A 25,833-nucleotide genomic window follows, 5' to 3' on the forward strand; every position below is an offset into this window, starting at 1 on the left:
CCGTCAGGCGGCGGGAACCAGCTCCCGCAGCAGCCGCTGCACCCGCGCCCGGATCTCGTCGCGGATCGGGCGGACCGCCTCGACGTCCTTGCCGGCGGGGTCTTCGAGCTGCCAGTCCTCGTAGCGTCGGCCGGGAAAGACGGGGCAGGCGTCGCCGCAGCCCATCGTGACGATGACGTCGGAGGACTCGGCGGTGGCGTACTCCAGCAGGGTCGGGGTCTGCGCGCTGATGTCGATGCCGACCTCCCGCATCGCCTCGACGGCGGCCGGGTTGACGGTCCCGGCCGGGGCCGACCCGGCGGAGCGCACCTCGACGGCGTCGCCGGCGAGGTGACGCAGCCAGCCGGCGGCCATCTGCGAGCGGCCGGCGTTGTGCACGCAGACGAACAGGACACTGGGTTTGTCGCTCACGGGGGTGTTTCCTTTCAGCGCGAAGCGGAGACGGTGGGCAGGCCCGAGGCGGGCGACGGGAAGAACCGGCGGCGTGCCCACAGCGAGACGTAGACGAGGGCGACCAGGACCGGCACCTCGATCAGCGGCCCGACCACGCCCGCCAGTGCCTGCCCGGACGTGACGCCGAAGGTGCCGATCGCGACGGCGATGGCGAGCTCGAAGTTGTTGCCGGCGGCGGTGAAGGCCAGCGTCGTGGTGCGCGCGTAGCCGAGGCCGACCGCCCGACCGAGGGCGTACGACCCGGCCCACATGACCGCGAAGTAGACCAGCAGCGGCAGGGCGATGCGGACCACGTCCAGCGGCCGGTCGGTGATCGCCTCACCCTGGAGGGCGAACAGGACGACGATGGTGAAGAGCAGCCCGTACAGCGCGGCGGGACCGATCTTCGGCAGGAACCGCCGCTCGTACCAGTCGCGGCCCCGGGCCCGCTCGCCGAGGCGGCGGGTGAGGTAGCCGGCCAGCAGCGGGATGCCGAGGAAGACCAGCACGTTGCCGGCGATGTCCCAGCCTGACACGGCCAGCTCGGCGCCCTCCAGACCCAGCCAGCCCGGCAGGACCGCGAGGTAGAACCAGCCGAGCACGCCGAACGCGAGCACCTGGAACACCGAGTTGAGGGCGACCAGCACCGCGGCGGCCTCGCGGTCGCCGCAGGCCAGGTCGTTCCAGATGATCACCATGGCGATGCAGCGGGCCAGCCCGACGATGATCAGGCCGGTGCGGTATTCCGGCTGGTCGGCCAGGAAGATCCAGGCCAGGGCGAACATCAACGCCGGCCCGACGACCCAGTTCAGCACCAGCGAGGAGACCAGCAGCCGGCGGTCGCCGGTGACGGCGTCGAGCCGGTCGTAGCGGACCTTGGCCAGCACCGGGTACATCATGATCAGCAGGCCGAGGGCGATGGGCAGCGAGACACCGCCGATCTGCACCGCGTCCAGCGCGGAGTCCAGGCCGGGCACCAGCCGGCCGAGCAGGAGGCCGGCGGCCATCGCGAGGCCGATCCAGACCGGCAGGAACTGGTCGAGGCGGGACAGGCGTCCCACCACGGCCGTCTCGGCCGCGTCGTCGTGGGTGGTGGTGCTCACGGGGCTCCCGTTCGGGTCGTCGATGGGGGCGGGTCAGCGGCCGGACGCCGCGCCGCCCCCGTGGCACGCGGCGTTGGTTCGTGCGGGCAGGTCACAGGCGGGTGGCCGGCACGCCGAGCTGGTCGAGCAGCCGGCGGACCCGCCGCTCGATCTCGTCGCGGATCGGCCGCACGCCGGCCAGGTCGAGGCCGGCGGGGTCGTCGAGCTCCCAGTTCTCGTAGCGGGTGCCGGGGAAGACGGGGCACGCGTCGCCGCAGCCCATGGTGACCACCACGTCGGCGGCGCGGACCACCTCGTCGGTCCACGGCTTGGGGAACTCGTCGGAGATGTCGATGCCGCGTTCGGCCATCGCCGCCACGGCGGCGGGGTTGATCTCGGTGCTGGGCTCGCTGCCGCCCGACCACGCCACGGCGGCGTCGCCAGCGAGGCGGGCGAAGAAGCCCAGCGCCAGCTGTGAGCGACCGGCGTTGTGCGTGCAGAGGAAGAGCGCCACCGGACGGCCGTCGCGGTGGTGCCCCTCGACCCGGGCGAGCGCGCGCAGGCGCTGCCGGGCGAAGCGTTCCGCCAGGAGCGGCAGGAAGTGGGGGACGCTGCCGACCGTGGCGAACTGTTCGTAGCTGGCGTGCAGGAACCGTTCCACGGTCTCCGTGCCGTAGGTGCCGTCGAACTCGGCCGCCAGCCGGGTCGCCGCGGTGCGCAGGGCCACCTGCTGGTCGACGGCGAGATCCGGGTGGGAACGGGTGTCGGTCATCGCGGTGCTCCTGGGGTGACGGCGGGGGCGAGTCGGTCGACCCGGGCCTCGATCTCGGCGTACGCCGCCTCGAACGCCTCGTCGGTGTCGACACGGACGGGATCGGGCACCGACCAGTGCAGGCGGGGCCGGGCGGCACCGGTGAAGCCCTCGTGCGCGTTGTCGCAGACGGCCACGACCAGATCCTCGGCGCGGACGACGTCGTCGACGTGGGCGGTGCCGACCGGGTCGAGACGCAGCCCGTGGCGGCGGGCCACCGCCACGGCGCGGGGGTGCACCCGGTGGGCCGGGCTGGTGCCCGCAGACGCGGCCGGGGCGTGCGTGCGCCGCGTCCAGAGGGCGGCGGCGAGCTGGGAGCGGGCCGAGTTGTGGGTGCAGACGAAGACCACCCGGCCCACATCGGCCAGCGGCGGCGGAGCCAGCGTCGACAGCACCTCCGGTCGCAGCCGCAGGTAGGTGCGGCGTCGGTCGCCCTCGGAGCGCGTACGGGTGACCAGTTCGGCGTCGGTGAGCACCTTGACGTGGTGGGCCACCAGGTTGGTGGGCAGGTCGAGGGCGTGGGCGATCTCGCCGGGGGAGGAGTCGCCCAGCAGCAGCGCGTCCACGATCGCCAGGCGCGCCGGGTCACCGAGGGCGGCGTGGGTCCGGGCGCGGGCGGCCAACGAAGGATCAGCTTTCATTGACTCAACTATCGCTGTATTACTTTCGCGGTGTCAAGCCGGGGTGGCGCGGCGCACCCCGCCCGCCCGGCGCCGCCACGCAGCCGCCGGGAGCGTGCCGACGCGCCGGAGACCGTTTGCCGGCACCGGCGGCGGGTATCCGCCGGGCCGGTGACGACAGGAGGCTGCCGTGCGGTTTCCCCTATTCGTCGACGCGGTGTCCCGCCGTGCCGGACTGCCCACCGCGCGGGCCGCCACGATCGCCCGCGCCGTGTTGCAGACGATGGTGGAACGGATGAGCGGCGGTGCCGCCGGTCGCCTCCCCGACGAAATCGACGGCTACCTCGCCGGGCCCGGCCCCGGCGACGGCCCGGCGACCACGCCCGGCCCGGCGGACTTCGTGCGCCGGGTGGGGGAGCGGGCCGGGGTGGACGAGGCCACCGCCCGGGCGGGCACCGGCGCCGTCTTCGCCACCCTGCGGGAGGCGGTCACCGTGGACGAGTTCCGCGACATGGTGGCCCGGCTGCCCCGGGACTTCGACGGGATGACCCGACCGATCCCCCGACCGGACGCCTGACCGGCCACCCCGGTACCGCCCGCCCACCCGTCGCGGCGGCCCGTCACGGCCCGGCGACAAGCCCTATGCTGCTTCCGACGCGACGGTGTAGGCAGATCATGAGGCCCTCGGGAAACATGGCGAGGGCCTGACCGGGGCCGGCCCGCCCGTGCCTCGAAGGGCGCCGCACCTCGGGTCGGCCCGCGCACCGCACCGGCCCGTCACCGTTGCGGCGACAGTGGCACCGGAACGGCCCCTCTGACGAAAGGCGCTCGGTGACCTGGTTCCTCTCCGCCGTCGACTGGCGTTCGGCGCCGGTCCAGCTGTTCTGCCTGCCCTACGCGGGCGGGGGTGCCAGCGTCTTCCGGCTCTGGCAGGACGGCCTCGCCCCCGACGTCGAGGTGCTGCCGGTGCAGCTGCCCGGGCGCGAGAACCGGATCAGCGAGGACCCGGCCTTCCGGGTGGCCGACGTCGCGTACGCCATCGCCGCGCGGATCCGCGGCCCGTACGCGATCTACGGCCACTCGATGGGGGGCCGGGTCGGCTTCGAGGTCGTCCGCGAGCTGCGCCGCGCCGGCCGTCCACTGCCACTGCGGCTCTACGTCGGCGGCGCCCGCGCCCCCCACGTCAGCACGCCCAGCCACTTCGACGGGCTGTCCCGGGTGGACGACGACGAGCTGCTGCGCCGCCTGGCGGCCGGTGGCGGGCTGCCGGCCAGACTGCTGGAGTACCCCGAGCTGGTCGAGCTGCTGCTACCCCTGCTGCGTGCCGACTTCACGCAGGTGGACGACTACCGCTACACGCCCGAGGAGCCGCTGCCGATGCCGATCGTGGCGTTCAGCGGTCGCGACGACGACACCGTCAGCCGGGAGCACAGCGACGGCTGGCGGGAGCACAGCACCGCCGGCTTCACCCTGCACGAGATCGACGGCGGGCACTTCTTCCTCAACGAGCGGCTGCCCGAGCTGCTCGCCGCGATCCGGGCGGACCTCGCCGCCGCCCGCGAGCGACGACAGGAGGAAGGGCACGAGTGACCCGGGCCCCACGCTGCCGGTGGTCGTCGACAACGACGGGCGCCAGTCGACCGAGCTGGTCGCCGCCCACCGCGCGCAACCGCGGGCGGGCCTGGTGGAGCACGGCGGCCTGCTGTCCCGTGGGTTCGACGTGGGTGGCGTCGAGGGCTTCGACCGGGCGGTACGGGCGCTGTCCGGTGAGCCGCTGCGCTACCCGGCGCGTCCGTCGCCCCGGGCACGAGCCGCACACCTCCTGAGGCCGGTCGGCCCCTCGACGGTGGCGGACCCGGTCAGGCGTCTTCGTAGCGGTCCGCGACGTCGGCCTCCGGCAGTTCCTCGGGTTCGGCGACCCAGGCGGAGAAGACCGGCAACCCGTGCCACGGGCCGCCGGCCCGGTCGTCGGTGGCGAGGGCCACCACGGCGTACGGGTGCCCGAAGCGCAGCTCCGCGACCCGGGCCACCCCCTCCGGCGGCAGGCTGAGCGTCGCGGCGAAACCGGAGACGGCCGCCGCCTCGAAGCCGTACCGGCCGTAGCGGGCCATCGCCGCCTGGGCCGCCTCGAAACCCAGGCCCGGCTCGTCGAGCAACTCGCCGAACACCCGCGCGACGGCCGGGAAGCCCAGCCCGGGCGCGGTCAGCTCGTGCCGGCTGCGGGCCGACCAGCAGGGCAGGACGGCGGTGACCGTCTCCTCCCGGCCGTCCGGTGCGTACGTGCGGGTCGGCTCCTCGCGCAGCGTCCACAGCGGGCCTTCCCCCAACGGCACGTCGAACAGGGAGCGCCGCTGTGCCGGCAGGTGCTCCGGCGCGTCGGCGGCGACCGACGCCAGCTCGTGGGCCGCCGCCAGGACGTCCCCGGCCGGCACGTCGGGTGCCGCGACGACGGAGACGACCAGCAGCCCGGCCGCGCCGTCGGCGGTCCGCGCCGGACGGGCGGGGGCGGCGTGCACGGCGACGGTGCCGGCCCGCGCGGTGTCGGCGATCCAGCAGCGGTGCCCGTGCCGCGGGCTGCGCAGCGCCCGGCGCAGCCCGCCGGCCCAGGCGCTGCCGGAGCCGAGCGCGTCGGCCGGAGCCACCTCGAACGGGGTCGCCCACGACACCCGGGTGGCCAGGGCGCTGGCCAGCACCAGCAGCACCTGCGGCGTGACCGTCAGCGGGAACGCCTCGATGAGACCGAGCGTGTGCTCGCGGGCCCACCCGTCGAGCCCGGCCTGGTCCGGCAGCGGTCCGGTGGCGGTCGACGCGGGCAGGGCCGCCCGCCACCCGTCGAGCCCGGTCGTCGTGCCTCCCGGCCGGTGCCAGAACGCGGTCGCCGAGGCCACCAGCGGGTGCGGCGCCGCCAGCAGGACGTCGGCGGCCGTGGCGGCGGTCCGCACGTCGGTGCCGAGCACCTCCTCCAGCGCCGCGCGGGTCGCACCGGTGGCGGCCGGCGCGGCGAGCGCCAGCAGCAGCCAGGCGCCGAGCGGGGAGGCGACGTGGTGCCCGTCGCCGGTCACGGCGTGCAGGCGGTCGGCGTAGCGGGCCAGGGGCGTACGGATGTCGGTCGTCACCGCTTCACTGTGCCCGCTCGGCGGGCCGCCGTCACCACTCGCCGGTCGCGCCAGTGTCTGCTCTTCACATCCGGACCGCGGTCACCTGTCGTACCGGTCGGGGTGGGGCGGGACGGGAACAGCCGCGGCGCACCCGGCTTTGTCACAGGACTGTCATGGAACCGCAGGATCACCTCCACCATCGACGCCGAGAGTGATCGCCGATCGCCGATCGTCGCCGGCGTCCGTGGCGGTGGAGCACCGGAGGCTCCGTACGCCCGCCCGAGGACGCCGGCACAGTCAGCGACATGTTCCCGAGTTCCCGGGCGCCCTGATGGGGCCCGGGACATCCCGAGATGCGGGCCGACCGGCGCGCGGTGCCGGCTACGCGGCCCGTACGCCCGAACGCCCACGGAGGTCCACAGACCATGACCGTGTCCGCCAGTGGTCCGGCAACCGAAGACGACACCCCGCCCGACGACACACCACCTGAGCCACGCCCTGCGTTGCACATCGACCGCACGGTGCTGGGTGTCGCCGCCGTGGTGGTCGTCCTCTTCGTCGGTTGGGGCATCGTGGCCACCGACAACCTGGCCTCGGTCAGCGGCACCGCGCTCGACTGGGTGGTCCGCTCGTTCGGCTGGGTCTTCGTACTGGCCAGCACCGGCTTCGTGGTGCTGTCGATGTGGCTGGCGCTGAGCCGGTACGGCCGGATCAAGCTCGGCCGCGACGACGACGAGCCGGAGTTCTCCACCGTCTCCTGGGTGGCGATGATGTTCAGCGCCGGCATGGGCATCGGCCTGATGTTCTGGGGCGCCGCCGAGCCGCTGTCGCATTTGGCGACCCCGCCGCGCGGCCTCAACGAGGCGAACACCGCGCAGGCCGCCCGCGTGGCCATGGAGTACTCCCTGTTCCACTGGGCGCTGCACCCGTGGGCGATCTACGCCGTCGTGGGCCTGTCGCTGGCGTACTTCACCTTCCGCAAGGGCCGGCGCGGCCTGATCAGCAGCGCCTTCTTCCCGCTCATCGGGGAGCGCGCCAACCGCGGGCCCGGCCGGGCCATCGACGTCTTCGCGATCCTCGCGACGCTGTTCGGGTCTGCCGTCTCCCTCGGCCTGGGCGCCCTCCAGATCAACAGCGGTCTGACGAACCTCTGGGACGTGCCGAAGTCCACCCCGCTGGCGATCGGCATCATCGCGGTGCTCACCGTGGCGTTCGTGGTCTCGGCCGTCACGGGGGTCAAGCGGGGCATCCAGTTCCTGTCGAACACCAACATGGTGCTCGCGGTGGCGCTGATGTTCTTCCTGCTCGTGGTGGGCCCGACGGTCTTCGTCCTCAATACGCTCACCGCGTCGACGGGCGGCTACCTGTTCAACCTCGTGCCGATGAGCTTCCGCACCGGCGCCTTCGGCGGCGAGCAGTGGATGGCCGGCTGGACCATCTTCTACTGGGCCTGGTGGATCTCCTGGACCCCGTTCGTCGGGGCCTTCGTCGCCCGCATCTCCAAGGGCCGCACCATCCGCCAGTTCATCCTCGGCGTGGTGGCCGTCCCGAGCCTCGTCAGCATCGTCTGGTTCTCGGTGTTCGGCGGCACCGCCATCGACCTGCAACTCGGCGGCACCGACCTGTCGGCCGCGGTGAAGGAGAGCCCGGAGGCGGCGCTCTTCGCGGTGCTGCGGGAGTTCCCGTTCTTCACCGTCACCGCGATCCTGGTCATGGTGCTGGTGGCGCTCTTCTTCGTCAGCGGCGCCGACGCCGCCTCGGTGGTGATGGGCACGCTCTCCTCGCGCGGCAACCTGGAGCCGAAGGCCTGGCTGGTCTCGATGTGGGGCGTCCTGACCGGCGGGGTGGCCGCGGTGCTGCTGCTCGCCGGCGGGCTGTCCGCCCTCCAGTCGCTGACCATCCTCGCCGCCCTGCCGTTCCTGTTCGTGATGGTCGGCATGGTCGTCGGGCTGCTGCGGGAGCTGCGGCGCGAGCCGGAGAGCGCCACGATGGCCCCGCAACTGCGTGCCCTCGTGTCGGGCGCCGCGCGGCCGGCGCCCACGGACCCCGACGCCTCCTGACCGCCACGGCCCGGCTACCGGCGGGTGGACGTACGATCGTGGGCGTCCGTATGGGCGACGCCTCGCCGGCGGCGCCGGGCCGACCGAGGAGGCACGCCGTGACGCAGGCCCCGCCGGGCGGCGCGTCGGTTCCGCGCCTGATCGTGCTCAACGGGCCGCCCGGCTGCGGCAAGTCGACGTTGGCCCGCCGGTACGTGGAGGACCACCCACTGGCGCTCGACCTCGACATCGACCGGATCCGTGACCTCGTCGGGCGGTGGCGTGAGCACGCCGGGCCCGCCGGGCTCCTCGCCCGTGCCGTCGCCCTGGCGGCGGCCCGGGCGCACCTGGCCGGGCGCCACGACGTGATCATCCCGCAGTTCCTCGGCCGCCCCGAGTTCATCGAGCAGGCCGAGCGCATCGCGTACGACACCGGCGCGCAGTTCCACGAGATCGTCCTGCTCGACGACAGGGAGAACGCGCTGCGGCGCTTCGCCGAACGCAGCCGTACCTCCACCGACCCGGCGCATCTCGACGCCCAGCGCCTGCTCGATCGGCACGGCGGGGCCGCTGAGCTGGCGGCGATGTACGACCGGCTGCTCACGGTCGTCGCCACCCGGCCCGGGACGAAGGTGGTGCGCAGCGAGCACGGCAGGGTGGACGAGGCCTACCAAGAACTCCTCGCCTGCCTCGCCTAAGACACGGTCGCCCGGCCTCGGGGTGGCCGCTTCCGCTGCGCCGGCGCCGGTTGCTGCCCCGACGGTTCCGGGCGCTCGACGCGGGTGGGGTCGCCGCGGACGAGTTCGTCGTGGACGCGCCACCGCTCGGTGAGCAGGGCGCGCCCTGCGGCCTCGTCGCCGCGCGCGATGCGCTGCCGCAGCAACTGGAGGGCGAGGCGGCGGTTGAGGCTGAACTGCCGTTCGGTGTCGACCACGACGACGATGCCCGACGGGCGGTGGGTCGCCCGCACCGCCGTGCTGGCCTTGTTCCGGTGCTGGCCGCCGGGGCCGCCGGTACGGCAGGCCACGATGTGGACGTCCGCCTCCGCGAACGCCGTCGTCGGGCTGTCGAGCTGGCACGGTCGGGCGACGACGTACCAGTTCTTCCGGCCGGTGCCCGCCCGGTAGGGGCTGGGGGCCTGCCAGCACAGGGTGCCCGTCCACGAGGCGGCGAACGCCTCGGCGCCGCCGCCGCAGATCCGGATCAGGGCCGACCGGTAGGTGTCGGGCCGGTCGCCGGGCACCGTCTCGACGCGGTGGGTCGTCAGGCCCTGTCGGGCGGCCTCGGCCTCCAGGCGACGCAGCAGCCGGGACAGCGCCCAGGCACACTCCTGCGGGCCGCGCCCGGCGGACATGAGCAGGTGCGGGCTCACGGCCGGCCCCGCCTGCGGCGGTCGTCCCGGCGCTGCGGCCGGGCGGCGGATCCGATGTCGGGCGTCTTGTAGGTGACCAGGGGGACCGTGGTGGCCACGGGCGTGGCCAGCTCGTGGTCGACGAGATCCGCGATCACGCGTTCGATGCGTTTGTAGGCCGTGGGCGCCTCCTCGAAGAGCAGTTGGCGGTCGCCGCACACCACCAGCGACCCGACCGGGGTGCGCCGCAGTTCCTCGACGGTGTGCTTGGCCCGGCTGCGCCGCAGGGCGTCGGCGCGGGACATCTTGCGGCCCGCGCCGTGCGCCACGGAGTGGTTGGCGTCCGGGCCGGCGTGGGCGGCCACGAGGTAGGAGGCGGTGCCCCGGGTGCCGGCGACGAGCACGTCGCGGCCGTCGCCCGGCGCCGCGCCCTTGCGGTGCAGGTAGACCCCGTCGCGGACCTCCACCAGGTTGTGGCACTGGTCGACGACGGGCTCGGTGGGTTCGGCCCCCAGGGCGTGCGCGACCCGGGCGGCCAGCAGCCGCCGGTTGAGCGAGCCCCACCGGACGGCGTCGTCGTGCGCCGCCAGGTAGGCGGCGGGATCAGGGGCGGCGCCCGCGCCGTGGGCCTCGGTGTGCGCCCGCAGGATGCGCTCGCCCAGACCCCGGGAGCCGGTGTGGACGACGAGCACGAGATCGCCGGTGCCGAGACCGAGACGACTCGCGTGACCCGGCTCGAAGACCGTGTCGACGCGCGCCAGCTCGACGAAGTGGTTTCCCCGGCCGACCGTCCCGAGTCCGTCGACGTGACCGGCGGGGATGTCGTCCGCCACGACGGCCCAGGCGGGGTCGTCGGCGTCCCGCTCGGGGTCGAGCGGCCGGTCGAGGTCGGGGAACCGGGCGGCGAGCCGCTCCGGCACGGCACGCCTGAGCCTGATGGGGAACACGGCGATGCCGCAGCCGATGTCGGAGCCCACCAGCAACGGGTACAGCACGGTCGACGCCATGGCGGCGCCGATGGGGGCACCCTTGCCCGGGTGCAGGTCCGGCATGGCGGCGACGTGGATCATGCCGGCGAGGGCGGCCACCTGCCGGCACTGCGTCAGGGCCTCGGACTCGATCCAGCTCGTGGGGGAGGCGAACACGGTGACGGTGGCCGGGGTGGACCGCGGCGGGGACTGGTGCTGGGACAAGGACGCTCGCTTCTCGCGGAAACGGGAATGGACGGACGGCACCACGGCACCGGTCGGTGCCGTGCGCCTCGGCGATGGGGGGCTGCCCGTCAGAACGTCATGGACGACACCATTGCGGAACAGCCGTCGTCCGGCAAGCGGTTATCCGCCGCCCGGTGGGAAGCCGGTGTCGGCCATCAGGCTCCTGAGGTGGGGGACGGTCGGGGGGCGGGCAGGGCGCCGAGGCGGTGCAGCCACTCCCGCTCCCGGTCCGGCCCGCTGCGGCGGGCCAGCTCCTGGAACACCGGCACGTTGGCCCAGGTCGGGTGAGCGGCCGGCGCCGGGGGTACGGGGTCCGGTCACGGTGCGGACGCGCCGATCACGGCGGCCACGTCGGGCGGCAGCGGGTACGGGCGCTCCGGCGGCAGCAGCGCCTCGGCGGCGGTGTCGTCGCCCGCGTCGAGCGCGGCGCGCACCGCGTGGGCGGTCGGGGTCACGTCGGTGAGGTCGACCAGCCACTCGTCGACGTACCGGCGCACCGCCTCCCCGGCGAGCCCGACCTGGAGGGACCGGTGCGGCAGCGGGGCCAGGCGCAGCGACCGTTCCGGGTCCCACTGCACCCGCACGGGGCTGGCCCGCAGCCGTCGCGACCAGGTCTCCCGGTCGGGGTGGCGGTCGCGGTCGAAGCCGCTCAGGCACGAGTTGGCCAACGCCCACTCGAAGCCTGCGCGGCTCATCTCGACGGCCAGCACCCGCTCCTGCCCGGGCTTCGCGCCCCACCCGCAGCGGTACATCATCCACCGGAACGACGGCTTGATCCACGTCATCCGGTCCCGCTTGAACGGCGGCACGAAGCGCCCGGCGGCCAGCGCGGGGCGCGCGATCTCCGGCGGGTACGCCTGGTACACGGTCACGGTGTCGGCGGTGTGGCGGGCGCGAACCTGATGCAGGGGAACCGGCATGGCGCCGATCCTGACGGCTCGCCCGCGCCCGGTCCACCGGATTGTCCCCACCGGGACCGGTGGCGCGGTGGGGGATAGGCTGCCGGTCGTGGCAGGACTTCTCCGCAGCGTGGCGGCCCGCATCGGCGGGGCGATCCCGTCGCCGCGCCGGCCCCGACCGGGCACGGCGCAGGTCGCCCGCCCCCGCCAGGTCGCCGCGTTGCAGCGCCGGCAACTGTCGTACGCCCCGGAGTCAGACGGGCACGCCGACCCGGGCGAGATCGTCTGGACCTGGGTGCCGTACGAGGACGACCCGCGGCAGGGCAAGGACCGCCCGGTGCTGGTGGTGGGCCGGCACAGCCGGACGCTGTTCGGACTGATGCTCTCCAGCCAGAGCGAGCGCGACGGGCAGCGGCACTGGCTCGCCCTCGGTCCGGGCGGGTGGGACCGGGACGACCGGCCGAGCTGGGTGCGGCTGGACCGCGTACTGACCATGCGGGAGGACGGCATCCGCCGGGAGGGCGCGGTGCTGGACCGGGCGCGTTTCGACCGGGTGGGGCAGGCCCTGCGCGCCGGCTACGGCTGGCGCTGACCGTCAGGCCGGCTCGCGGCTCGGACCGACCGAGGCGCCGCGGGTGTCCGGCGGCGGGTACGGCTGCTCGGTCAGGAGCCGGGCCAGGTGCGCGCTGTTGAGCGCCAGGGCCTGTGTGGCGCGCCCCGTGGTGTCGGGCTTGGGGCGGGCGTCGAGGTAGTCCGTCGTGTGCAGTGCCTCCCCGACCCAGTAGGTGGCGCCCGCCGCGGGGCAGGTGAAGCCGACCTCGTTGAGGGCCTGCTGCACCTCGGCGATGGTGTGGTGGGCACCGTCCTCGTTGCCGACGACCGCGACCCCGGCCACCTTGCCGTAGGTGAGCAGCCGGCCCTCGGCGTCGGTCTCGGAAAGTTCGGCGTCGAGCCGCTCGAGGACCATCTTGCACACCGCGGACGGCTGGCCGAGCCAGATCGGCGTGGCGATGACGAGGATCTGCGCGGCCATGAGCCTGGACCGGATGGCCGGCCAGCCGTCGCCGTCGCCCTCGTCGACGGAGACCCCGAACCGTACGTCCTGGTCGACGACCCGGACCAGGTCGCCCGCCACCCCCTGCTCGGCGAGGGCGTCGAGCACCTCGCGCCCGAGCGCCTCGGCGCTCGACGGGGCGGGGGACCGCTTGAGGGTGCAGTTCAGGACCAGGGCCCGGATGCTCGCCACGGTGGTTCCCCTCTCGGCCGGTGCGGCGCTGACCCGGCCGGCATACCCGGCATCCCCCGCGAGACACGTCGGAACGCGTCGGGCCGGTGATCACCGCCATGGTCTGCGGCAGGGTGCCGGCGCCGGCACCCTCGTCGACGGCGAGGCGGGCGCGATCGGCCGGCCCGCTCAGCACTCCGCCAGGTGGGCGGTGTCGACGAGTTGCCGGGGCGGGCGGGCCACGCCGAGGCTCTTGGCCTGGTACATGGCGGCGTCGGCCCGGTCGAGCGCCTCGGTGAGCTGTGCCGGCCCGGTGACGGGGGCGAGCCCGACGGAGGCGGTCACCCGGACGCTGAGCGCGCCCAGCGGGATCGGCGCGGCGAGGCTGTCGCAGAGCCGTCGGGTGGCGTGCTCGATCCACCGCCGGTCGATCGTCGGGCTGGCCAGCAGCCCGGCGAACTCGTCGCCGCCGAGCCGGGCGACCAGGTTGTCCCCGGCGAAGGCGGCGAGCCGTTGGGCGACGCTGACCAGCACCTGGTCGCCGGCGGAGTGCCCGTAGCGGTCGTTGATCTGCTTGAAGTCGTCGAGGTCGAGCACCACGGCGATCAGCGGCTGCCCGGCCGCGTCGGTGAGCAGGGTGGCGGCGAGGCGATAGAACGCCCGGCGGTTGGGCAGGCCGGTGAGGGGGTCGTGGCTGGCGGCGTGCCGCTCGGCGGCGAGCTCGGCCTGAAGGTGCCTGATCTCGGCCTCGGCCTCGATCGCGCGACGCCGCAGTTGCCAGGAGGTGACGAGTGCCCCGGCGGCACAGATGCCGGACGCGATGGTCAACGGATCCGGCACGAGACCTCCCGTCACACGATGTCTGCGGCCCCGGCGGGTGGGCGGTCGGCCCCCGCGCGCGGGGGCCTGTCCGCCCGGGTGCCAGCCCAGTTGCGGTAACTCAGAGTGAACAGATGGGCACCGTTCACGTGCGTTATCATGCTCGCTGTCCGATGCAGATGCAATAGCAGATGCACGTGCAGGAAGCCCATCGTCGATGCCGTGCGCCCCTCACCGAGCCACCGCTGCCCGGCGTCGTGGGGCTCGCGAGAGAAAGACGCCCATGCAACAGCCTCCGAACGGCGTTCCCACCACTCAGCTGCCCCCGCTCCGCTGGCGGAAGAGTCACCGGAGCAACCCCAGCGGCAACTGCGTCGAGCTGGCCGAACTGCCCGGCAACGCCGGGATCGCCCTGCGCAACTCCCGGCACCCCGAGGGGCCGGCGCTGATCTACACGGTGGACGAGATCGCCGCCTTCGTGTTCGGCGCCCGCGACGGGGACTTCGACGATCTGATCGCCTGACCGCGTCCCGTCCGCGGGACGGATCGTCCGCACCGAGGAAGTTCACCTCACTCACGGTTCATGGCATGCTTACACGTCGGCCGCGCGGGGGTGCTGGCCGACACGAACCGGCAAGTGGAGGTCGGCTGTGGCGATGGGTCCCGCCGAGGGCGGTCCGGGGAGCGGCCCGACCGTGCTGCGCATGTTGCTCGGTGCCCAACTGCGCCGGCTGCGAGAGTCCAGCGGGGTGAGCCGGGAGGGCGCCGGCTGGGAGATCCGCGCCTCCGAGTCGAAGATCAGCCGGATGGAGCTGGGCCGCGTCGGCTTCAAGGAGCGCGACGTCGCGGACCTGCTGACCCTCTACGGCGTCACCGCCCCCGACGAGCGGGAATCGCTGCTCAAGCTCGCCCGCGACGCCAACAGCCCGGGCTGGTGGCACCGCTACGGCGACGTGCTGCCGAACTGGTTCCAGTCGTATCTCGGGCTGGAGGCGGCCGCGGCGCTCATCCGCAGCTACGAGGTCCAGTTCGTGCCCGGCCTGCTCCAGACCCGGGAGTACGCCCGCGCGGTGGTGTTGCTCGGGCACGGGCGGGCCGCGGCGGCCGAGATCGAGCGCCGGGTCACGCTGCGCCTGCAGCGTCAGCGGTTGCTGCACCGCGAGAACCCGCCGCTGCTCTGGGCGGTGGTGGACGAGGCCGCCCTGCGCCGGCCCATCGGCGGCCCCCGGGTGATGCGTGACCAGGTTGCGGCGTTGATCGAGGCGACCAAGTCGCCGAACATCAGGCTCCAGGTCATCCCGTTCGCCGCCGGGGGGCACGCCGCCGCGGGCGGGGCCTTCACCATCCTGCGCTTCGGCGACCAGGAACTGCCCGACATCGTCTACATCGAACAACTCACCAGCGCGATCTACCTCGACAAGCGCGACGACCTCGACTACTACGCGGTGGCGATGGAACGCCTCTGCGTGGAGGCCGAGCCGCCGGAGCGTACGCCCGAGATCCTCGGCGGGATCCTGGACGACCTCTATCCGGGGTGACCATGGTGGGGTCTCGCCCCGACGGCGCTGCGGCTACCATGGTCGCCGACCGGCGACAGTGGACGGACGCCCCCGCTCGCGGGTGGTGCAGAGTCGTGGAGGCTGCCTTGACCACCGATGCCCCGGGCGCGGCGACCGGCCCCGCCCACCCCAGCGACCGCATCGACACCTCGGTGGCCCACCCTGCGCGCCGGTACAACTACTGGCTCGGCGGCAAGGACAACTTCCAGGCCGACCGGGACTCCGGCGACACGATGGCGGCGTCCTTCCCGACCATCCGCACCGCCGCCCTGGAGAACCGCCGTTTCCTCCAGCGGGCGGTGCGGCACCTCGCCCGGGAGGCGGGCATCCGCCATTTCCTCGACATCGGCACCGGCATCCCGACCGCCGACAACACCCACGAGGTCGCCCAGGCGGTCGCCCCCGAGTCGCGGGTCGTCTACGTCGACAACGACCCGATCGTGCTCGCGCACGCCCGGGCGCTGCTGACCAGCGCGCCAGAGGGCGCCACCGCCTACATCGACGCCGACCTGCGCGACCCGGAGCGCATCCTGCGCCACCCCGACCTGCTGCGCACCATCGACCTGTCCCGGCCGGTGGCCCTGATGCTGGTCGCGATCCTGCACTTCGTGGGCGACGACGACGACCCGTACGCCGTGGTCGCGCGGCTGCTCGACGCGCTGCCGTCGGGCAGCTACCTGGTGGCCTCGCATGCCACCCACGACTACCTCCCCCCGCAGGTGGCACAGGAGGCGAAGGCGGCAGCCCGGGGCGGCGGGCCGCACGGCCTGATCAACCTGCGCGCCCGGGCCGAGTTCACCCGGTTCTTCGAAGGGCTGGAGCTGGTGGAGCCCGGCATCACCTCGGTGGCCGACTGGCGCGCCGAGGACGCCCCGCAGCCGCGTCCGTCGGCGGCCGAGGTCAGCATGTACGGGGCGGTGGCCCGCAAGCCCTGACCTCCCGCCGACGCTCGCCGGCCCGAACCGGGACGGCCGGCACGCGCGCGGGCACCGCGCTGGTCGCCGCCCCCGCCGGCAGGGCAGACTGAACGGCCATGTCGCCGTTCTCGCCCAGCCTGCGGTTGCACGACCGGTACGTCCTGCGCGAACGTATCGGCCTCGGTGGAATGTCGGAGGTGTGGCACGCCGACGACGAGGTGCTGCACCGCCCCGTGGCGGTCAAGGCCCTCACCCGGGAGTTCGCCACCGACCCGCAGCTGCGAGCCACCATCCAGCGCGAGGCCCGCGCCGCCGCGCGGCTCACCCACCCGCACGTCACCCAGGTGTACGACTACGGCGAGGCGAGCCTCGACGGCGGCATGGTCGTGCCGTACCTGGTGATGGAGCTGGTGCAGGGGAGTAACCTGGCCGACCGGCTGGCCTCCGGCCCGCTGCCCTGGCCGGAGGCGCTGCGGATGGCCGGTCAGGTCGCCGCCGCGCTCGCCGCCGCCCACCGCATCGGCGTGGTGCACCGCGACGTCAAGCCCGGTAACGTCATGCTCACCGAGACCGGCGCCAAGGTGCTCGACTTCGGTATCGCCGCGCTCGCCGGGCCGCTCCACCCGCGCGCCGGGCAGACCGGCGAGCTGCTGATGGGCACGCCCGCGTACTTCGCCCCGGAGCGGATGAGGCCCGGGGCGCCGGACCCGGCCAGCGACGTCTACGCCCTCGGTGCGCTGCTCTACCGCACCCTCACCGGCCGGGCCCCGCTGCCCGTGCAGACCTGGGAGGACGCGCTGGAGGTGCACGCCGGGCACCGGCCGGTGCCGCCCCCACGGGTCCCCGGGCTGCCGGCCGACGCCGCCGAGCTGACCCTGGCCTGCCTCGCCACCGACCCGGCGCACCGGCCGAGCGCCGCCCAGCTCGCCGCCCGCTTCGGCGCCGGAGCGCCGGCCCACCCGTCCACCGCCGTCCTGCCGAGGCTGCCCGCCGGCGCGGCGGCCCCGCCGGCACACCCGCCGACCCTGGTCGACCGCGCGCTGCCGTCGTCGAACCGGGGCCCCGCCAGCGGCCGTGCCGGGGGGTCGTACCCCGCCCCGGCCGGCGGGCACCACCTCGCGGCCGGCCGCACCGGCGGCCCCGTTCCTGGCGGCGGGCCCGCCGCGCCGCGGGACAGGCCGCTCACCGCGCTGGTCGCCGTGGGGGTCGTGCTGCTCGTCGGGCTCGTCGGGGCGCTGGTCCTCAGCGACGGCGAGAGCCCGCCACCGGCCGCGGCCCCCGCCACCGCCACGCCGGCCGGCGACCCGACCCCGGTCAGGCCGACGCCCCGGCCGAGCGCGACCTCGGCTACGCCCCCGGTCACCGCGCGGCCCGCACCGGTCGGCCTGCCGCAGTTCGTCGCCGAGTTCGCCGCGTTGCTCGCGTGGGCGCAGGCCCGCGGCGAGATCGACCGCAAGACGGTCGAGGGGCTGCGGGACAAGCTCGCCGACCTACGCCGGGGCAACCAGAAGGACCGGGCCAGGCGGGTCGAGCAGCTGCGGGAACGCCTCGCCGAGGCGGCCCAGGAGAGGCGCATCCCGCCCGACACGGCGGCCCGCCTCGACGCCCTGCTCGACCGGGTCGACGTGGGGTCGCGGGACGACGAGGACGACGACTGAGGCGGCTCGCTCGGCCTCGCCGGCCTCGCCGCCGTGCCGGCCGCCCCGACGAGGCCGCCGCACACCGCCGGACCGCGCGCGTGGTCCTCGCCCGGACCGCCCGTCGGACCCGGCGGGCCCCGCGTTGCTCCGCACCCCGCCGCTGCGGAGCGTCCCGCCGAACGGGAGGGCCGGCCCCATGGCGGACTCCCAGGATCGGTTCGTAGCGTGGGGACCATGATTCGTACCGCGCACGCCTTGCTCGCCTCCGGCTCCACCGCCGCGGAGGCTGCGCCGCCCGAGGACGGACTGGCCGGCTTCGTCATCGGTCTGGTCGAGCGGCTCGGCGGCCCCGGCGCGGGTCTGGCCGTGGCCCTGGAGAACCTCTTCCCGCCGATCCCCAGCGAGGTGATCCTGCCGCTGGCCGGCTTCGTCGCGGGCCAGGGCCGGATGAGCGTGGTCAGCGCGATCTTCTGGACCACCCTCGGCTCGCTGATCGGCGCCCTCGCGCTGTACCGGATCGGCGCCGCGCTCGGCCGGGAGCGGATCCGCGCGATCGCCCAGCGGCTGCCGCTGGTCAAACTGAGCGATGTGGACCGCACCGAGGAGTGGTTCCTGCGGCACGGGGTGAAGGCGGTCTTCTTCGGCCGGATGATCCCGATCTTCCGCAGCCTGATCTCCATCCCGGCCGGCGTGGAGCGGATGCCGGTGTTGACCTTCGCGGTCTACACGACGCTCGGCAGCCTGATCTGGAACACCACCTTCGTGATGGCCGGCTACCTGCTCGGCGACAACTGGCACCTGGTCGAGGGTTACGCCGGCGTGCTGCAGAAGGTGGTCATCGTCGCCTGCGTGGCGGCGGCCGGCTGGTTCGTGGCCTCCCGGATCGTCCGGGCCCGGCGCGGCGCGGCGGCGTCCGTCGACCCCGCCCCGCCCGTCGACCCCGCCCCGCCCGTCGCTTGCGTCCCGTTGCCCTACGCGCCGGACCCGACGGGGCGGGGCACGATCTACCGCAGCGCCTACTCCGACGGGCAGGTTCCGGACCACGACCCGTCGCGCTGAGCCACCCCCGGGGGTACGCACCGGGCGGGCCCGCCGACGAGGACCGGCGGGGCGCGACACCCGCATCCGCCCCTGGTGTCACGCCCCGTGCGAGTGGGCGGAAGACCCGGCCGGACAGGCACTGGGGTGCCGGATGGTCGGTTTGTCTGGTTTCGGCGTGTGGTCGGGGTCATCGTGGGGGCGGAATCGTGGCCGGGGCGGGGTCGTTACACCCTGCGTACGACCGAGCAGGGCACGGCCACGCCGCCGCGATGGCGTGCCGGGGCCCCGGAATGATGGCGGGCCGGCGGTCGTTACACATGGTCCGACCGACGTGAGGGCAACCCCCGCCCCGCGCGATCTTCTCCAGGTCGACTGGAGTCCCCCTCGAGTTCATGGGCGCCGGACGGTGCTTGCATCCGCGTGCAGCCGATCCCCCTTTTCGGTGCGTGGGTGCCGACCCCCGAATGGAGCATTTCTGATGAACACGTTCCTGCGTAAGAGCGTTCTTGGTGTTGCGGGTCTGGCGTTTGCCGGTGGCGTGTTCGCTGGTCCGGCTGTCGCGGATGCCGCGCCGGCGGTGGACACCACGCCGGTGGCGGTGGCGGTGCAGGCCGACAAGCCGTCGGTCGACACGGCGAAGCTGGTGCCGCATGGTGTGCAGGGCGCGCAGTCGCGCGTCGAGTTGTCCGACGAGCAGGTGGCCAACGTCAAGGCGATCATCGCGGCGACGAAGAAGGCCGGCATGGACGAGCGCGCCGCCGTCGTGTCGATCGCCACCGCGTTGCAGGAGTCGAAGCTGGAGAACCTGGGTCACCTGGGTGACCGCAACGACCACGACTCGCAGGGCCTGTTCCAGCAGCGCCCGTCCAGTGGTTGGGGCACGGTCGAGCAGATCACCGACCCCGAGTACTCCACCCTGGCGTTCCTCAAGGGCCTCAAGCAGGTCGACGGCTGGCAGGACATGCCCCTGACCGAGGCCGCGCAGACGGTGCAGGTGTCGGCGTACCCCGACCACTACGCCCAGTGGGAGCAGCAGGCCGCCGACCTCGTCGCCGAGCACTGGAACAGCTGACCACAGGCTCAGCACAGCACCAGACACAAGGCGCGGCACCAGGCACAGGCACGTTCGTGATCACTGCCGCCGGCCGGCACCCCACCCGGGGTGCCGGCCGGCGGCATGCTTGGTGCCGGGCCGGTCAGCCGCATGCTTGGTGCCGGGCCGGCCAGCCGCATGCCCCGGTGCCCGTTGGGCGGCGAGGCGGCCGGCGGCTTCGTGCCGTGTCCCGGCGTACAGTCGGGCGGTGGAGCGCACCGAGAAGATGCCCGCGGACACCCGACCACCCGGCGTGGCCAGCGCCGACCCCGGCAGCGTCCTGCTGCCCGGTCACGACGTTCCGCTGGGCCGCTACACGACCGTCCGCCGACTGCTTCCGCAGCGGCAGCGGCGGATGATCGGCGCCTGGTGCTTCGTGGACCACTTCGGGCCGGACGACGTGGCCGATCGGCCCGGCATGGAGGTGCCGCCCCACCCGCACACCGGCCTGCAGACCGTGACCTGGCTGCTCGACGGGGAGATCATGCACCGGGACAGCCTGGGCAACGTCCAGCCCATCCGCCCCGGCCAGCTCAACGTGATGACCTCTGGGCACGGCATCGCCCACTCGGAGCGCTCGCCCGAGCGGCACCCGCCGCTCATGCACGGCGTGCAGCTCTGGGTGGCGCTGCCGGACCCGGCCCGCGCCGGGGCTGCCGACTTCGCCCACCACGCCGACCTGCCGCGCTGGCGCGACGGCGAGCTGGGGGTCACCCTGCTGGTCGGCGAGCTGGCGGGCGAGCGGTCGCCGGCCCTGACGTACACGCCGCTGCTCGGCGCCCAGGTGGAGTTGCGCGGTTCCGCGCCGGCCACGCTGCCGCTGCGCCCCGACTTCGAGTACGGGCTGCTGGCCATGTCCGGCGCCGCGGAGGTCGACGGGGTGCGCTTCGCCCCCGGGGCGCTGCTCCACCTCGGCGCCGGCCGGGAGCGGCTCACCCTGACGGGCGAGCCGGGGAGCCGCCTGCTGCTGCTCGGCGGGGCCCCCTTCGAGGAGCCGCTGGTGATGTGGTGGAACTTCGTCGGACGCTCGCACGAGGAGGTGGCAGCCGCCCGGGAGGACTGGATGGCCGGGCGGCGCTTCGGCCTCGTCGCCGACGATCCCGCCCCGCCGTTGCCCGCCCCGGCACTGCCGACCACCCGCCTCAAGGCGCGCGATCGCAGCGGTGGGCTAAGGGGCTGAGCTGAGGCGGGCAGGCGTGGCCGGAGGTGGCGCGGGTAGTCGCCGGCATGCCGACCACAGCCACCTCCCACGTCGAGGACAGGAGACGACTGGTACGCCGGCTTGCCGGCAGCGGGCGCGGCTTCGCCGAGCACGCCGCGGGCTGGGACAGCGCCGCCCGGCTGGCCCGTTCCCCGCACGGCCGCCTGACTCACGGGTGGGCTGGCCCACACTTGCGCCGTAATCAGCCGAACGGATGATGTTCCATCGTATGATGGTCGCAGCGCTGATGCTCGCCCGGTTCGGGCGTACATCGACCGCCTGGTGGTCGCGGCCCGGTTCGGGCCCGACCGGCCACCGGACAGGTTCTGTGTGGCGCCCCGGTCGCGGTTCGTGACGGGGGCGCCCGCCTGTCCGGCATCTTCTCGCCGGGTGCCGATCCGGCGTCGTCCCGCCCGGCGTCGACAGCCCGTCCGGTCCGGGTACGCCACTCGACCGTTGCCAGCAGGTCTCAGCGGCCGCGCAGGTGCTGCGCCACCCGCTGGTGCTTGTCCCGGGCCTGCGCCGCCCGTTGGGCGGGGTCGACCTCCGGGGCCGCCTCGACGCCCGCCGAGCGGGCCACCTCGTTGCCGTTGGCGTAGTCGACCGGCGGGAGGGCCCGCAACGCGCGCAGCACGTCCGGCGGGGCGCCCTCCCGTTCAGCCTCGCGTACCACGTCGTCCTTCTCGGCCGGGTAGTCCAGGCTCGACAGGTAGTGCAACACGTCGGCGTAACTCGCCATGGTGTGGGCTCCTCCCGGGCATCGATCGGGTCACGACCGGCGGCGGTTACCCGCCCGGCGGGCCGTCACGCGCCGCCCGGTCCTGAAATGCCCGCCGTTTCCCGGCCGCCCCGGCGGGTACGCGCAGGCCCCGACGCAGCCCGAAGGAGCCCGGATGAACTACGACACCTTCATCGACCAGGTCGCCCGGCGCAGCCGTACCTCCTCGGAGCAGGCGGTGGCGTCGACCCGGGCGACGCTCGAGACCCTCGCCGAGCGGCTGACCGGCGGGGAGGTGCTGGACCTGGCCGCGCAACTGCCCAAGCCGTTGCAGCTCGTGCTGAAGCCGAGCCCGCGCACGGAGTCGGCGGAGCGGTTCGGCGCGGCCGAGTTCGTCGCCCGTGTCGCCGTGCGGGCCGACGTGACCGAGCCCGCCGCCCGGGACGCCGCCCGGGCGGTCTTCGTCACCCTGCGCGAGGCGATCAGCGGCGGCGAGTTCGACGACGTGGTGGTCCAGCTTCCGCGCGACTACCGGGACATGGTCGAGCCCGCGATGGCGCCGGGCGCCACCCTGCGCCGCTCCTGACCGGCCCGCCCGCGCGCGCGGCCGGGCAGTGCCGTGCGCGCCAGTGCCGCGCGTCAGGCCACAGCGGCGGCGGCGCGCAGGGCGGCGACGCGCTCCGGGCCGAAGCCCGCCTCGGCCAGCAGTTCGTCGGTGTGCTCGCCCGGCTGGGGCGGGGGGCGGCGTAGCGCGGTGGGAGTGCCCGAGAAGCGGGGCGCCGGGGCCGGCTGGGTGACCCCGTTGCGCTGCACGAACGTGCCCCGTGCGGCCAGGTGCGGATGCTCCGGCGCCTCCCGCCAGTCCAGCACGGGGGCCACGCAGGCGTCCGAGGAGTCCAGCAGCGCCGCCCACTCGTCCCTGGTCCGGGTGCGGAACAGCCGCGCCCACGACCGGCGCAGCGCCGGCCAGTTCGCCGGGTCGGTGCGCTCCGGCGCCTCGTCCGGGGGCAGCGGGAAGCCGGTACGCCGCACGAGCTCGTCGTAGAAGCGCGGCTCCAACGCGCCGACGGCCAGGTACCGGCCGTCGGCGCACTCGTAGGTGTCGTAGAACGGGGCGCCGCCGTCGAGCAGGTTCGCGCCGCGCGCGTCGTGCCACATGCCGAGCTGGCGCAGCGCGTGGATCTGGGTGCTGAGCACCGCCACGCCGTCGACGATGGCCGCGTCGACCACCTGGCCCCGCGCCCCGCCGCGCACCGCGTACAGGGCGGAGACCAGGCCGAGGGCGAGCATCATCCCGCCCCCACCGAAGTCGCCGAGCAGGTTCATCGGCGGCACCGGCCGCTCGTCGGCCCGGCCGATCCCGTGCAGCGCGCCGGTCAACGCCACGTAGCCGATGTCGTGCCCCGCGTACGGGGCGGCCGGGCCGTCCTGCCCCCAACCCGTCATCCGTCCGTAGACCAGCCGGGGGTTCACCGCGAGGCAGTGTGCCGGGCCGACACCGAGCCGCTCCGTCACCCCGGGACGGAACCCCTCGATCAGCGCGTCGGCGCCGGCGACCAGGGCCAGCACCACCTCCCGGCCGTCGGGGGATTTGAGGTCCACCCCGACCGAGCGGCGTCCCCGGTTGAGCAGGTCCGGGTGCGCGGTGCCGAACGCGTCCGGGTCCACGTCCGTGGACCGGTCCACCCGGACCACGTCCGCGCCCAGGTCGGCCAGCATCATCGCGGCGAACGGACCGGGCCCGATGCCGGCCAGCTCGATCACCCGTACGCCGGCCAGCGGGCCGGCCGGGAGGTCCTCGGTCATCGGCACACCATAGGCGAGGCGCGTTTGCCCCGTAAGGGGTCGGGAACCCGCCCGCCGAGACACGGGAGGTGGCGTGGTCGACGACCGGATCAGGGTGGCCATGCTGCACGGTCCCGGTCGCCCCGACGCCGACGGCGTCAGCGACTACGTGACGCACCTGGTCGAGGCGCTCGACGGCGTCGGCGTCGAGGCGACCCCCGTGCCGGTACGCCCGGACGGCGCCGGGGGACCGTGGCGGGCCGCCACCGCCCGGGCCGCTCGCCGGGTCCGCCAGTTGGCCCCCGATGTGGTGCACGTGCAGTTCGCCCCGTCGGCGTACCGGTTCTCGGGGCAGCCCGGACTGCTGCCGTGGCGGCTGCCCCGGCGGGTGCCGCTGGTCACCACCCTGCACGAGTACGGCTGGTGGGCCTGCCCCGGCTGGCTGCCGGGACGGCTCTGGTCGGCGGTGGAGCGGGCCCGCTGCTGGGACCGGGAGTCCGGCCGGCTGGTGCCGGCCAGCGCGGCCGTGATCGTCACGAACCCCGGCCACGGCGCCGTGGTGCACGCCCGCACCGGCCGGCCGGCCACCCACATCCCGATCGCCCCGAACGTCGTCGACCACGTCGGGGCGGCCACGTCGGGGGCCCGCCTGCGGCTGGAGCTGGGGCTGCCGGAGGGCGCGCCGCTGCTGGCCTTCTTCGGCTTCGTGCATCCGGTCAAGGGACTGCGGTACCTGATCGAGGCGCTGCCCGAGCTGCGTCGCGACCATCCGGACCTGCGGCTGCTGGTGGTCGGCGGGTTCACCTCGCAGGCGCTGCCCGAGCGGGAGGCACAGGCGTTCCGCGCCGAGCTGACCGGGCTGGCGGACCGCTGCGGGGTGGCCGACGCGGTGACGTTCACCGGGCACCTGCCCGCCGAGCGGGTCTCCGCCGCGCTGCACGCCGCCGACGTGGCGGTGCTGCCGTTCACCACGGGGGTGAGCACGAAGAGCGGCGCCCTGCTCGCCGCGCTCGCGCACGGCGTGCCGACCGCGGCGACGGAGTCCGACGCCGGCGACGACGGGCCGCACCGCAGCGGGGCGGTCGCGGTGATCGGGGCCCGCCGGGACAGTGCGGCGATCGTGCGTACGGTCGGCAGGCTGCTCGCCGATCCGGTGCTGCGCCGCCGGCTCGCCGAGCGCGGGCGGGCCTTCGCCGCCGCGTACTCCTGGCCGAGGGTGGCCGCCGCGCACCGCGACCTCTACGCCCGGGCCCTGGGGCGCGCGGATGCCTGAGAAGTACGCGGAGATCCTGGTGGTGGACCTGCTCGGCGGGATCGGCGACCTGCTGATGCTGCTGCCGGCGGTGCACGGGCTGGCCCGCCGCAACCCCGGTGCGCGGCTGCGGGTGCTCACCCACGCCCCCGGGGCGGACCTGGTGCGCGCCGACCCGACGGTCGCCGAGGTGCGCACTCCCCGGCACGCCGGACCGGGTGCCGAGCGGGAGGCGGTCGTCGCGGCGCTGGCGGCCACCCGGCCCGATCTGGCGGTCACCACCACCCGTTACGACGGCATCCCCGACCTGCTCGAATCCGGCGCCGGGCGGGCCGTGACGAACCTGTGGCGCGATCCGCCGCCGGAGCAGCCGGTGGGCGACCGCTACCTGGAGATCCTCTGCGCCGAGGGGCTGCTCGGCGCGGTCGACCGGGCCGCCCGACCCCGGGTGCGCCTCAGTGGCGCGGCCGGCCGGGCGGGGGAGCGGGCGGTGGCCCGGCTGGTGGGGGAGCCCCTGGCGCCGCCGGTGGTGCTCGTCACCGATGCGGGGATGGCGGTGAAACGCTGGCCGGACCGGCGCTGGCGGGAACTGGCCCGCGCCCTGACCAGGCGCGGGCACCCCGTGCTCACCGTCGGCCCGGTGGACCCCGTCGCGCCGGTCGGGGTGCCGCTTCCCCGGGCCGACCTGCCGACCCTCGCCGGGCAGTTCGCGGCGGTCAGGCGGCGTGGTGGGGTGGTGGTCGGGCCGGACACCGGGCCGGTGCGCCTCGCCGCCGCGACCGGCGCCGGGACGGTGGCGCTGTTCGGCCCCACCGACGCCCGGCGGTACGGGATCGGCGGCGTCGACCTGCAGGGCCTGCCGGGGTGCGCGTACCGGCGCCCCACCGCCATCACCGAGCAGCCCTGCTGGTGGGAGGCGCGCTGCCCGCTCGACGCGGCCGGCCCCGCGTGCATGGCCGACCTGGACGTGGCGGCCGTCCTCGCCGCCGTCACCGCCCGCTGAGCTCGTACGGAGGCCCTCCGAGGCCGCGTCACGC

27 protein-coding genes are annotated in these 25,833 nt (G+C 74.8%); 15 read left to right on the forward strand and 12 right to left on the reverse strand.

Going from position 1 to position 25,833, the window contains the following annotated elements; translation table 11 throughout:
- Window positions 1–3: 3 nt before the first annotated feature.
- From KBX06_RS08165 to KBX06_RS08180, 4 genes are all read right to left on the reverse strand, one after another.
- A complete protein-coding gene (locus KBX06_RS08165; RefSeq protein ID WP_210833628.1) occupies window positions 4–411 on the reverse strand; it encodes an arsenate reductase ArsC in 408 nt (135 codons plus the stop codon).
- A 14-nt stretch (window positions 412–425) separates the two neighbouring features.
- Window positions 426–1,535, reverse strand: a complete 1,110-nt coding sequence (gene arsB, locus KBX06_RS08170; RefSeq protein ID WP_307854507.1) for an ACR3 family arsenite efflux transporter — start codon at window positions 1,533–1,535, stop codon at window positions 426–428.
- 91 nt (window positions 1,536–1,626) lie between these two features.
- The gene (locus tag KBX06_RS08175) at window positions 1,627–2,286 is read right to left on the reverse strand and encodes an arsenate reductase ArsC (protein ID WP_210833629.1); all 660 of its coding nucleotides are present in this window, start codon (window positions 2,284–2,286) and stop codon (window positions 1,627–1,629) included.
- Window positions 2,283–2,966, reverse strand: coding sequence for a helix-turn-helix domain-containing protein (locus KBX06_RS08180; protein ID WP_210833630.1), 684 nt, complete (start codon window positions 2,964–2,966; stop codon window positions 2,283–2,285). Before KBX06_RS08180 ends, KBX06_RS08175 begins: the two co-directional genes overlap by 4 nt.
- 169 nt (window positions 2,967–3,135) lie before the next feature.
- Between KBX06_RS08180 and KBX06_RS08185 the strand changes: the two genes are divergently transcribed.
- Entirely contained in the window at window positions 3,136–3,522 is a 387-nt protein-coding gene (locus KBX06_RS08185) for a DUF2267 domain-containing protein (RefSeq protein ID WP_210833631.1), read from the forward strand.
- 254 nt (window positions 3,523–3,776) lie between these two features.
- Complete coding sequence (locus KBX06_RS08190; RefSeq protein ID WP_210833632.1) at window positions 3,777–4,535, forward strand: thioesterase II family protein; 759 nt, start codon at window positions 3,777–3,779, stop codon at window positions 4,533–4,535.
- 269 nt (window positions 4,536–4,804) lie between these two features.
- Here KBX06_RS08190 and KBX06_RS08195 read toward each other — a convergent pair whose 3' ends face one another.
- Window positions 4,805–6,061, reverse strand: a complete 1,257-nt coding sequence (locus tag KBX06_RS08195; protein ID WP_210833633.1) for a hypothetical protein — start codon at window positions 6,059–6,061, stop codon at window positions 4,805–4,807.
- 407 nt (window positions 6,062–6,468) lie between these two features.
- Between KBX06_RS08195 and KBX06_RS08200 the strand changes: the two genes are divergently transcribed.
- Both KBX06_RS08200 and KBX06_RS08205 read left to right on the forward strand, forming a co-directional pair.
- Window positions 6,469–8,103 (forward strand): BCCT family transporter, encoded by a 1,635-nt coding sequence (locus KBX06_RS08200; RefSeq protein ID WP_210833634.1) that lies wholly within the window; start codon window positions 6,469–6,471, stop codon window positions 8,101–8,103.
- A gap of 98 nt (window positions 8,104–8,201) precedes the next feature.
- Window positions 8,202–8,780, forward strand: a complete 579-nt coding sequence (locus KBX06_RS08205) for an AAA family ATPase (protein ID WP_307854508.1) — start codon at window positions 8,202–8,204, stop codon at window positions 8,778–8,780.
- Here KBX06_RS08205 and prfH read toward each other — a convergent pair.
- From prfH to KBX06_RS08220, 3 genes are all read right to left on the reverse strand, one after another.
- Complete coding sequence (gene prfH, locus KBX06_RS08210) at window positions 8,777–9,454, reverse strand: peptide chain release factor H (protein WP_210833635.1); 678 nt, start codon at window positions 9,452–9,454, stop codon at window positions 8,777–8,779. The two genes, KBX06_RS08205 and prfH, sit on opposite strands and share 4 nt — an antisense overlap.
- Complete coding sequence (locus tag KBX06_RS08215; protein ID WP_210833636.1) at window positions 9,451–10,626, reverse strand: RNA ligase RtcB family protein; 1,176 nt, start codon at window positions 10,624–10,626, stop codon at window positions 9,451–9,453. Before KBX06_RS08215 ends, prfH begins: the two co-directional genes overlap by 4 nt.
- 338 nt (window positions 10,627–10,964) lie before the next feature.
- Window positions 10,965–11,567 carry a DUF4291 domain-containing protein gene (locus tag KBX06_RS08220; RefSeq protein WP_210833637.1) on the reverse strand — a complete coding sequence of 201 codons (603 nt, stop codon included), beginning with the start codon at window positions 11,565–11,567 and terminating at the stop codon, window positions 10,965–10,967.
- Window positions 11,568–11,655: 88 nt separating this feature from the next.
- Here KBX06_RS08220 and KBX06_RS08225 point away from each other — a divergent pair, with 88 nt between their 5' ends.
- Window positions 11,656–12,138, forward strand: a complete 483-nt coding sequence (locus KBX06_RS08225) for a type II toxin-antitoxin system PemK/MazF family toxin (RefSeq protein WP_210833638.1) — start codon at window positions 11,656–11,658, stop codon at window positions 12,136–12,138.
- A 3-nt stretch (window positions 12,139–12,141) separates the two neighbouring features.
- Here the strand turns inward: KBX06_RS08225 and KBX06_RS08230 are convergent, their stop codons facing one another.
- Both KBX06_RS08230 and KBX06_RS08235 read right to left on the reverse strand, forming a co-directional pair.
- Window positions 12,142–12,792, reverse strand: a complete 651-nt coding sequence (locus KBX06_RS08230) for an NAD(P)H-dependent oxidoreductase (RefSeq protein ID WP_210833639.1) — start codon at window positions 12,790–12,792, stop codon at window positions 12,142–12,144.
- 168 nt (window positions 12,793–12,960) lie between these two features.
- Window positions 12,961–13,611 carry a GGDEF domain-containing protein gene (locus KBX06_RS08235; protein WP_210833640.1) on the reverse strand — a complete coding sequence of 217 codons (651 nt, stop codon included), beginning with the start codon at window positions 13,609–13,611 and terminating at the stop codon, window positions 12,961–12,963.
- A gap of 262 nt (window positions 13,612–13,873) precedes the next feature.
- Between KBX06_RS08235 and KBX06_RS08240 the strand changes: the two genes are divergently transcribed.
- From KBX06_RS08240 to KBX06_RS08270, 7 genes are all read left to right on the forward strand, one after another.
- Complete coding sequence (locus KBX06_RS08240; protein ID WP_210833641.1) at window positions 13,874–14,113, forward strand: DUF397 domain-containing protein; 240 nt, start codon at window positions 13,874–13,876, stop codon at window positions 14,111–14,113.
- 127 nt (window positions 14,114–14,240) lie between these two features.
- The gene (locus KBX06_RS08245; protein WP_210833642.1) at window positions 14,241–15,128 is read left to right on the forward strand and encodes a helix-turn-helix transcriptional regulator; all 888 of its coding nucleotides are present in this window, start codon (window positions 14,241–14,243) and stop codon (window positions 15,126–15,128) included.
- 107 nt (window positions 15,129–15,235) lie between these two features.
- On the forward strand, window positions 15,236–16,084 hold the full coding sequence (locus KBX06_RS08250; protein ID WP_210833643.1) for an SAM-dependent methyltransferase: 849 nt from the start codon (window positions 15,236–15,238) through the stop codon (window positions 16,082–16,084).
- A gap of 98 nt (window positions 16,085–16,182) precedes the next feature.
- Window positions 16,183–17,724, forward strand: a complete 1,542-nt coding sequence (locus KBX06_RS08255; RefSeq protein ID WP_210833644.1) for a serine/threonine-protein kinase — start codon at window positions 16,183–16,185, stop codon at window positions 17,722–17,724.
- Between the two features lie 216 nt (window positions 17,725–17,940).
- Entirely contained in the window at window positions 17,941–18,765 is an 825-nt protein-coding gene (locus KBX06_RS08260) for a DedA family protein (protein ID WP_210833645.1), read from the forward strand.
- 460 nt (window positions 18,766–19,225) lie between these two features.
- Window positions 19,226–19,819 (forward strand): hypothetical protein, encoded by a 594-nt coding sequence (locus tag KBX06_RS08265; RefSeq protein ID WP_210833646.1) that lies wholly within the window; start codon window positions 19,226–19,228, stop codon window positions 19,817–19,819.
- A gap of 229 nt (window positions 19,820–20,048) precedes the next feature.
- A complete protein-coding gene (locus KBX06_RS08270; RefSeq protein ID WP_210833647.1) occupies window positions 20,049–21,020 on the forward strand; it encodes a pirin family protein in 972 nt (323 codons plus the stop codon).
- Window positions 21,021–21,510: 490 nt separating this feature from the next.
- On the opposite strand, the gene KBX06_RS08275 is transcribed toward KBX06_RS08270, so the two are convergent.
- The gene (locus KBX06_RS08275) at window positions 21,511–21,780 is read right to left on the reverse strand and encodes a DUF2795 domain-containing protein (protein WP_210833648.1); all 270 of its coding nucleotides are present in this window, start codon (window positions 21,778–21,780) and stop codon (window positions 21,511–21,513) included.
- A 154-nt stretch (window positions 21,781–21,934) separates the two neighbouring features.
- Here KBX06_RS08275 and KBX06_RS08280 point away from each other — a divergent pair, with 154 nt between their 5' ends.
- Window positions 21,935–22,345: a DUF2267 domain-containing protein gene (locus tag KBX06_RS08280; RefSeq protein ID WP_210833649.1), complete on the forward strand. Its 411-nt coding sequence runs from the start codon at window positions 21,935–21,937 to the stop codon at window positions 22,343–22,345.
- 53 nt (window positions 22,346–22,398) lie between these two features.
- On the opposite strand, the gene KBX06_RS08285 is transcribed toward KBX06_RS08280, so the two are convergent.
- Complete coding sequence (locus KBX06_RS08285) at window positions 22,399–23,565, reverse strand: CaiB/BaiF CoA-transferase family protein (protein ID WP_210833650.1); 1,167 nt, start codon at window positions 23,563–23,565, stop codon at window positions 22,399–22,401.
- Window positions 23,566–23,638: 73 nt separating this feature from the next.
- On the opposite strand from KBX06_RS08285, the gene KBX06_RS08290 reads away from it, so the two are divergent.
- A complete protein-coding gene (locus KBX06_RS08290) occupies window positions 23,639–24,817 on the forward strand; it encodes a glycosyltransferase family 4 protein (RefSeq protein WP_210833651.1) in 1,179 nt (392 codons plus the stop codon).
- Window positions 24,810–25,799 (forward strand): glycosyltransferase family 9 protein, encoded by a 990-nt coding sequence (locus KBX06_RS08295; RefSeq protein WP_210833652.1) that lies wholly within the window; start codon window positions 24,810–24,812, stop codon window positions 25,797–25,799. Before KBX06_RS08290 ends, KBX06_RS08295 begins: the two co-directional genes overlap by 8 nt.
- The last annotated feature ends 34 nt before the right edge of the window (window positions 25,800–25,833 follow it).

This window comes from Micromonospora sp. C31 (assembly GCF_018070575.1).
Taxonomy (GTDB): Bacteria; Actinomycetota; Actinomycetes; order Mycobacteriales; family Micromonosporaceae; genus Micromonospora.

Excerpts from the sequence above, each read along its gene's own strand:
- KBX06_RS08175 (WP_210833629.1), bottom strand. The coding sequence starts at position 2,286 with ATGACCGACACCCGTTCCCACCCGGATCTCGCCGTCGACCAGCAGGTG.
- KBX06_RS08180 (WP_210833630.1), bottom strand. The coding sequence starts at position 2,966 with ATGAAAGCTGATCCTTCGTTGGCCGCCCGCGCCCGGACCCACGCCGCC.
- KBX06_RS08200 (WP_210833634.1), top strand. The coding sequence starts at position 6,469 with ATGACCGTGTCCGCCAGTGGTCCGGCAACCGAAGACGACACCCCGCCC.
- KBX06_RS08220 (WP_210833637.1), bottom strand. The coding sequence starts at position 11,567 with ATGCCGGTTCCCCTGCATCAGGTTCGCGCCCGCCACACCGCCGACACC.
- KBX06_RS08240 (WP_210833641.1), top strand. The coding sequence starts at position 13,874 with ATGCAACAGCCTCCGAACGGCGTTCCCACCACTCAGCTGCCCCCGCTC.
- KBX06_RS08255 (WP_210833644.1), top strand. The coding sequence starts at position 16,183 with ATGTCGCCGTTCTCGCCCAGCCTGCGGTTGCACGACCGGTACGTCCTG.
- KBX06_RS08260 (WP_210833645.1), top strand. The coding sequence starts at position 17,941 with ATGATTCGTACCGCGCACGCCTTGCTCGCCTCCGGCTCCACCGCCGCG.
- KBX06_RS08265 (WP_210833646.1), top strand. The coding sequence starts at position 19,226 with ATGAACACGTTCCTGCGTAAGAGCGTTCTTGGTGTTGCGGGTCTGGCG.
- KBX06_RS08275 (WP_210833648.1), bottom strand. The coding sequence starts at position 21,780 with ATGGCGAGTTACGCCGACGTGTTGCACTACCTGTCGAGCCTGGACTAC.
- KBX06_RS08280 (WP_210833649.1), top strand. The coding sequence starts at position 21,935 with ATGAACTACGACACCTTCATCGACCAGGTCGCCCGGCGCAGCCGTACC.
- KBX06_RS08285 (WP_210833650.1), bottom strand. The coding sequence starts at position 23,565 with ATGACCGAGGACCTCCCGGCCGGCCCGCTGGCCGGCGTACGGGTGATC.
- KBX06_RS08295 (WP_210833652.1), top strand. The coding sequence starts at position 24,810 with ATGCCTGAGAAGTACGCGGAGATCCTGGTGGTGGACCTGCTCGGCGGG.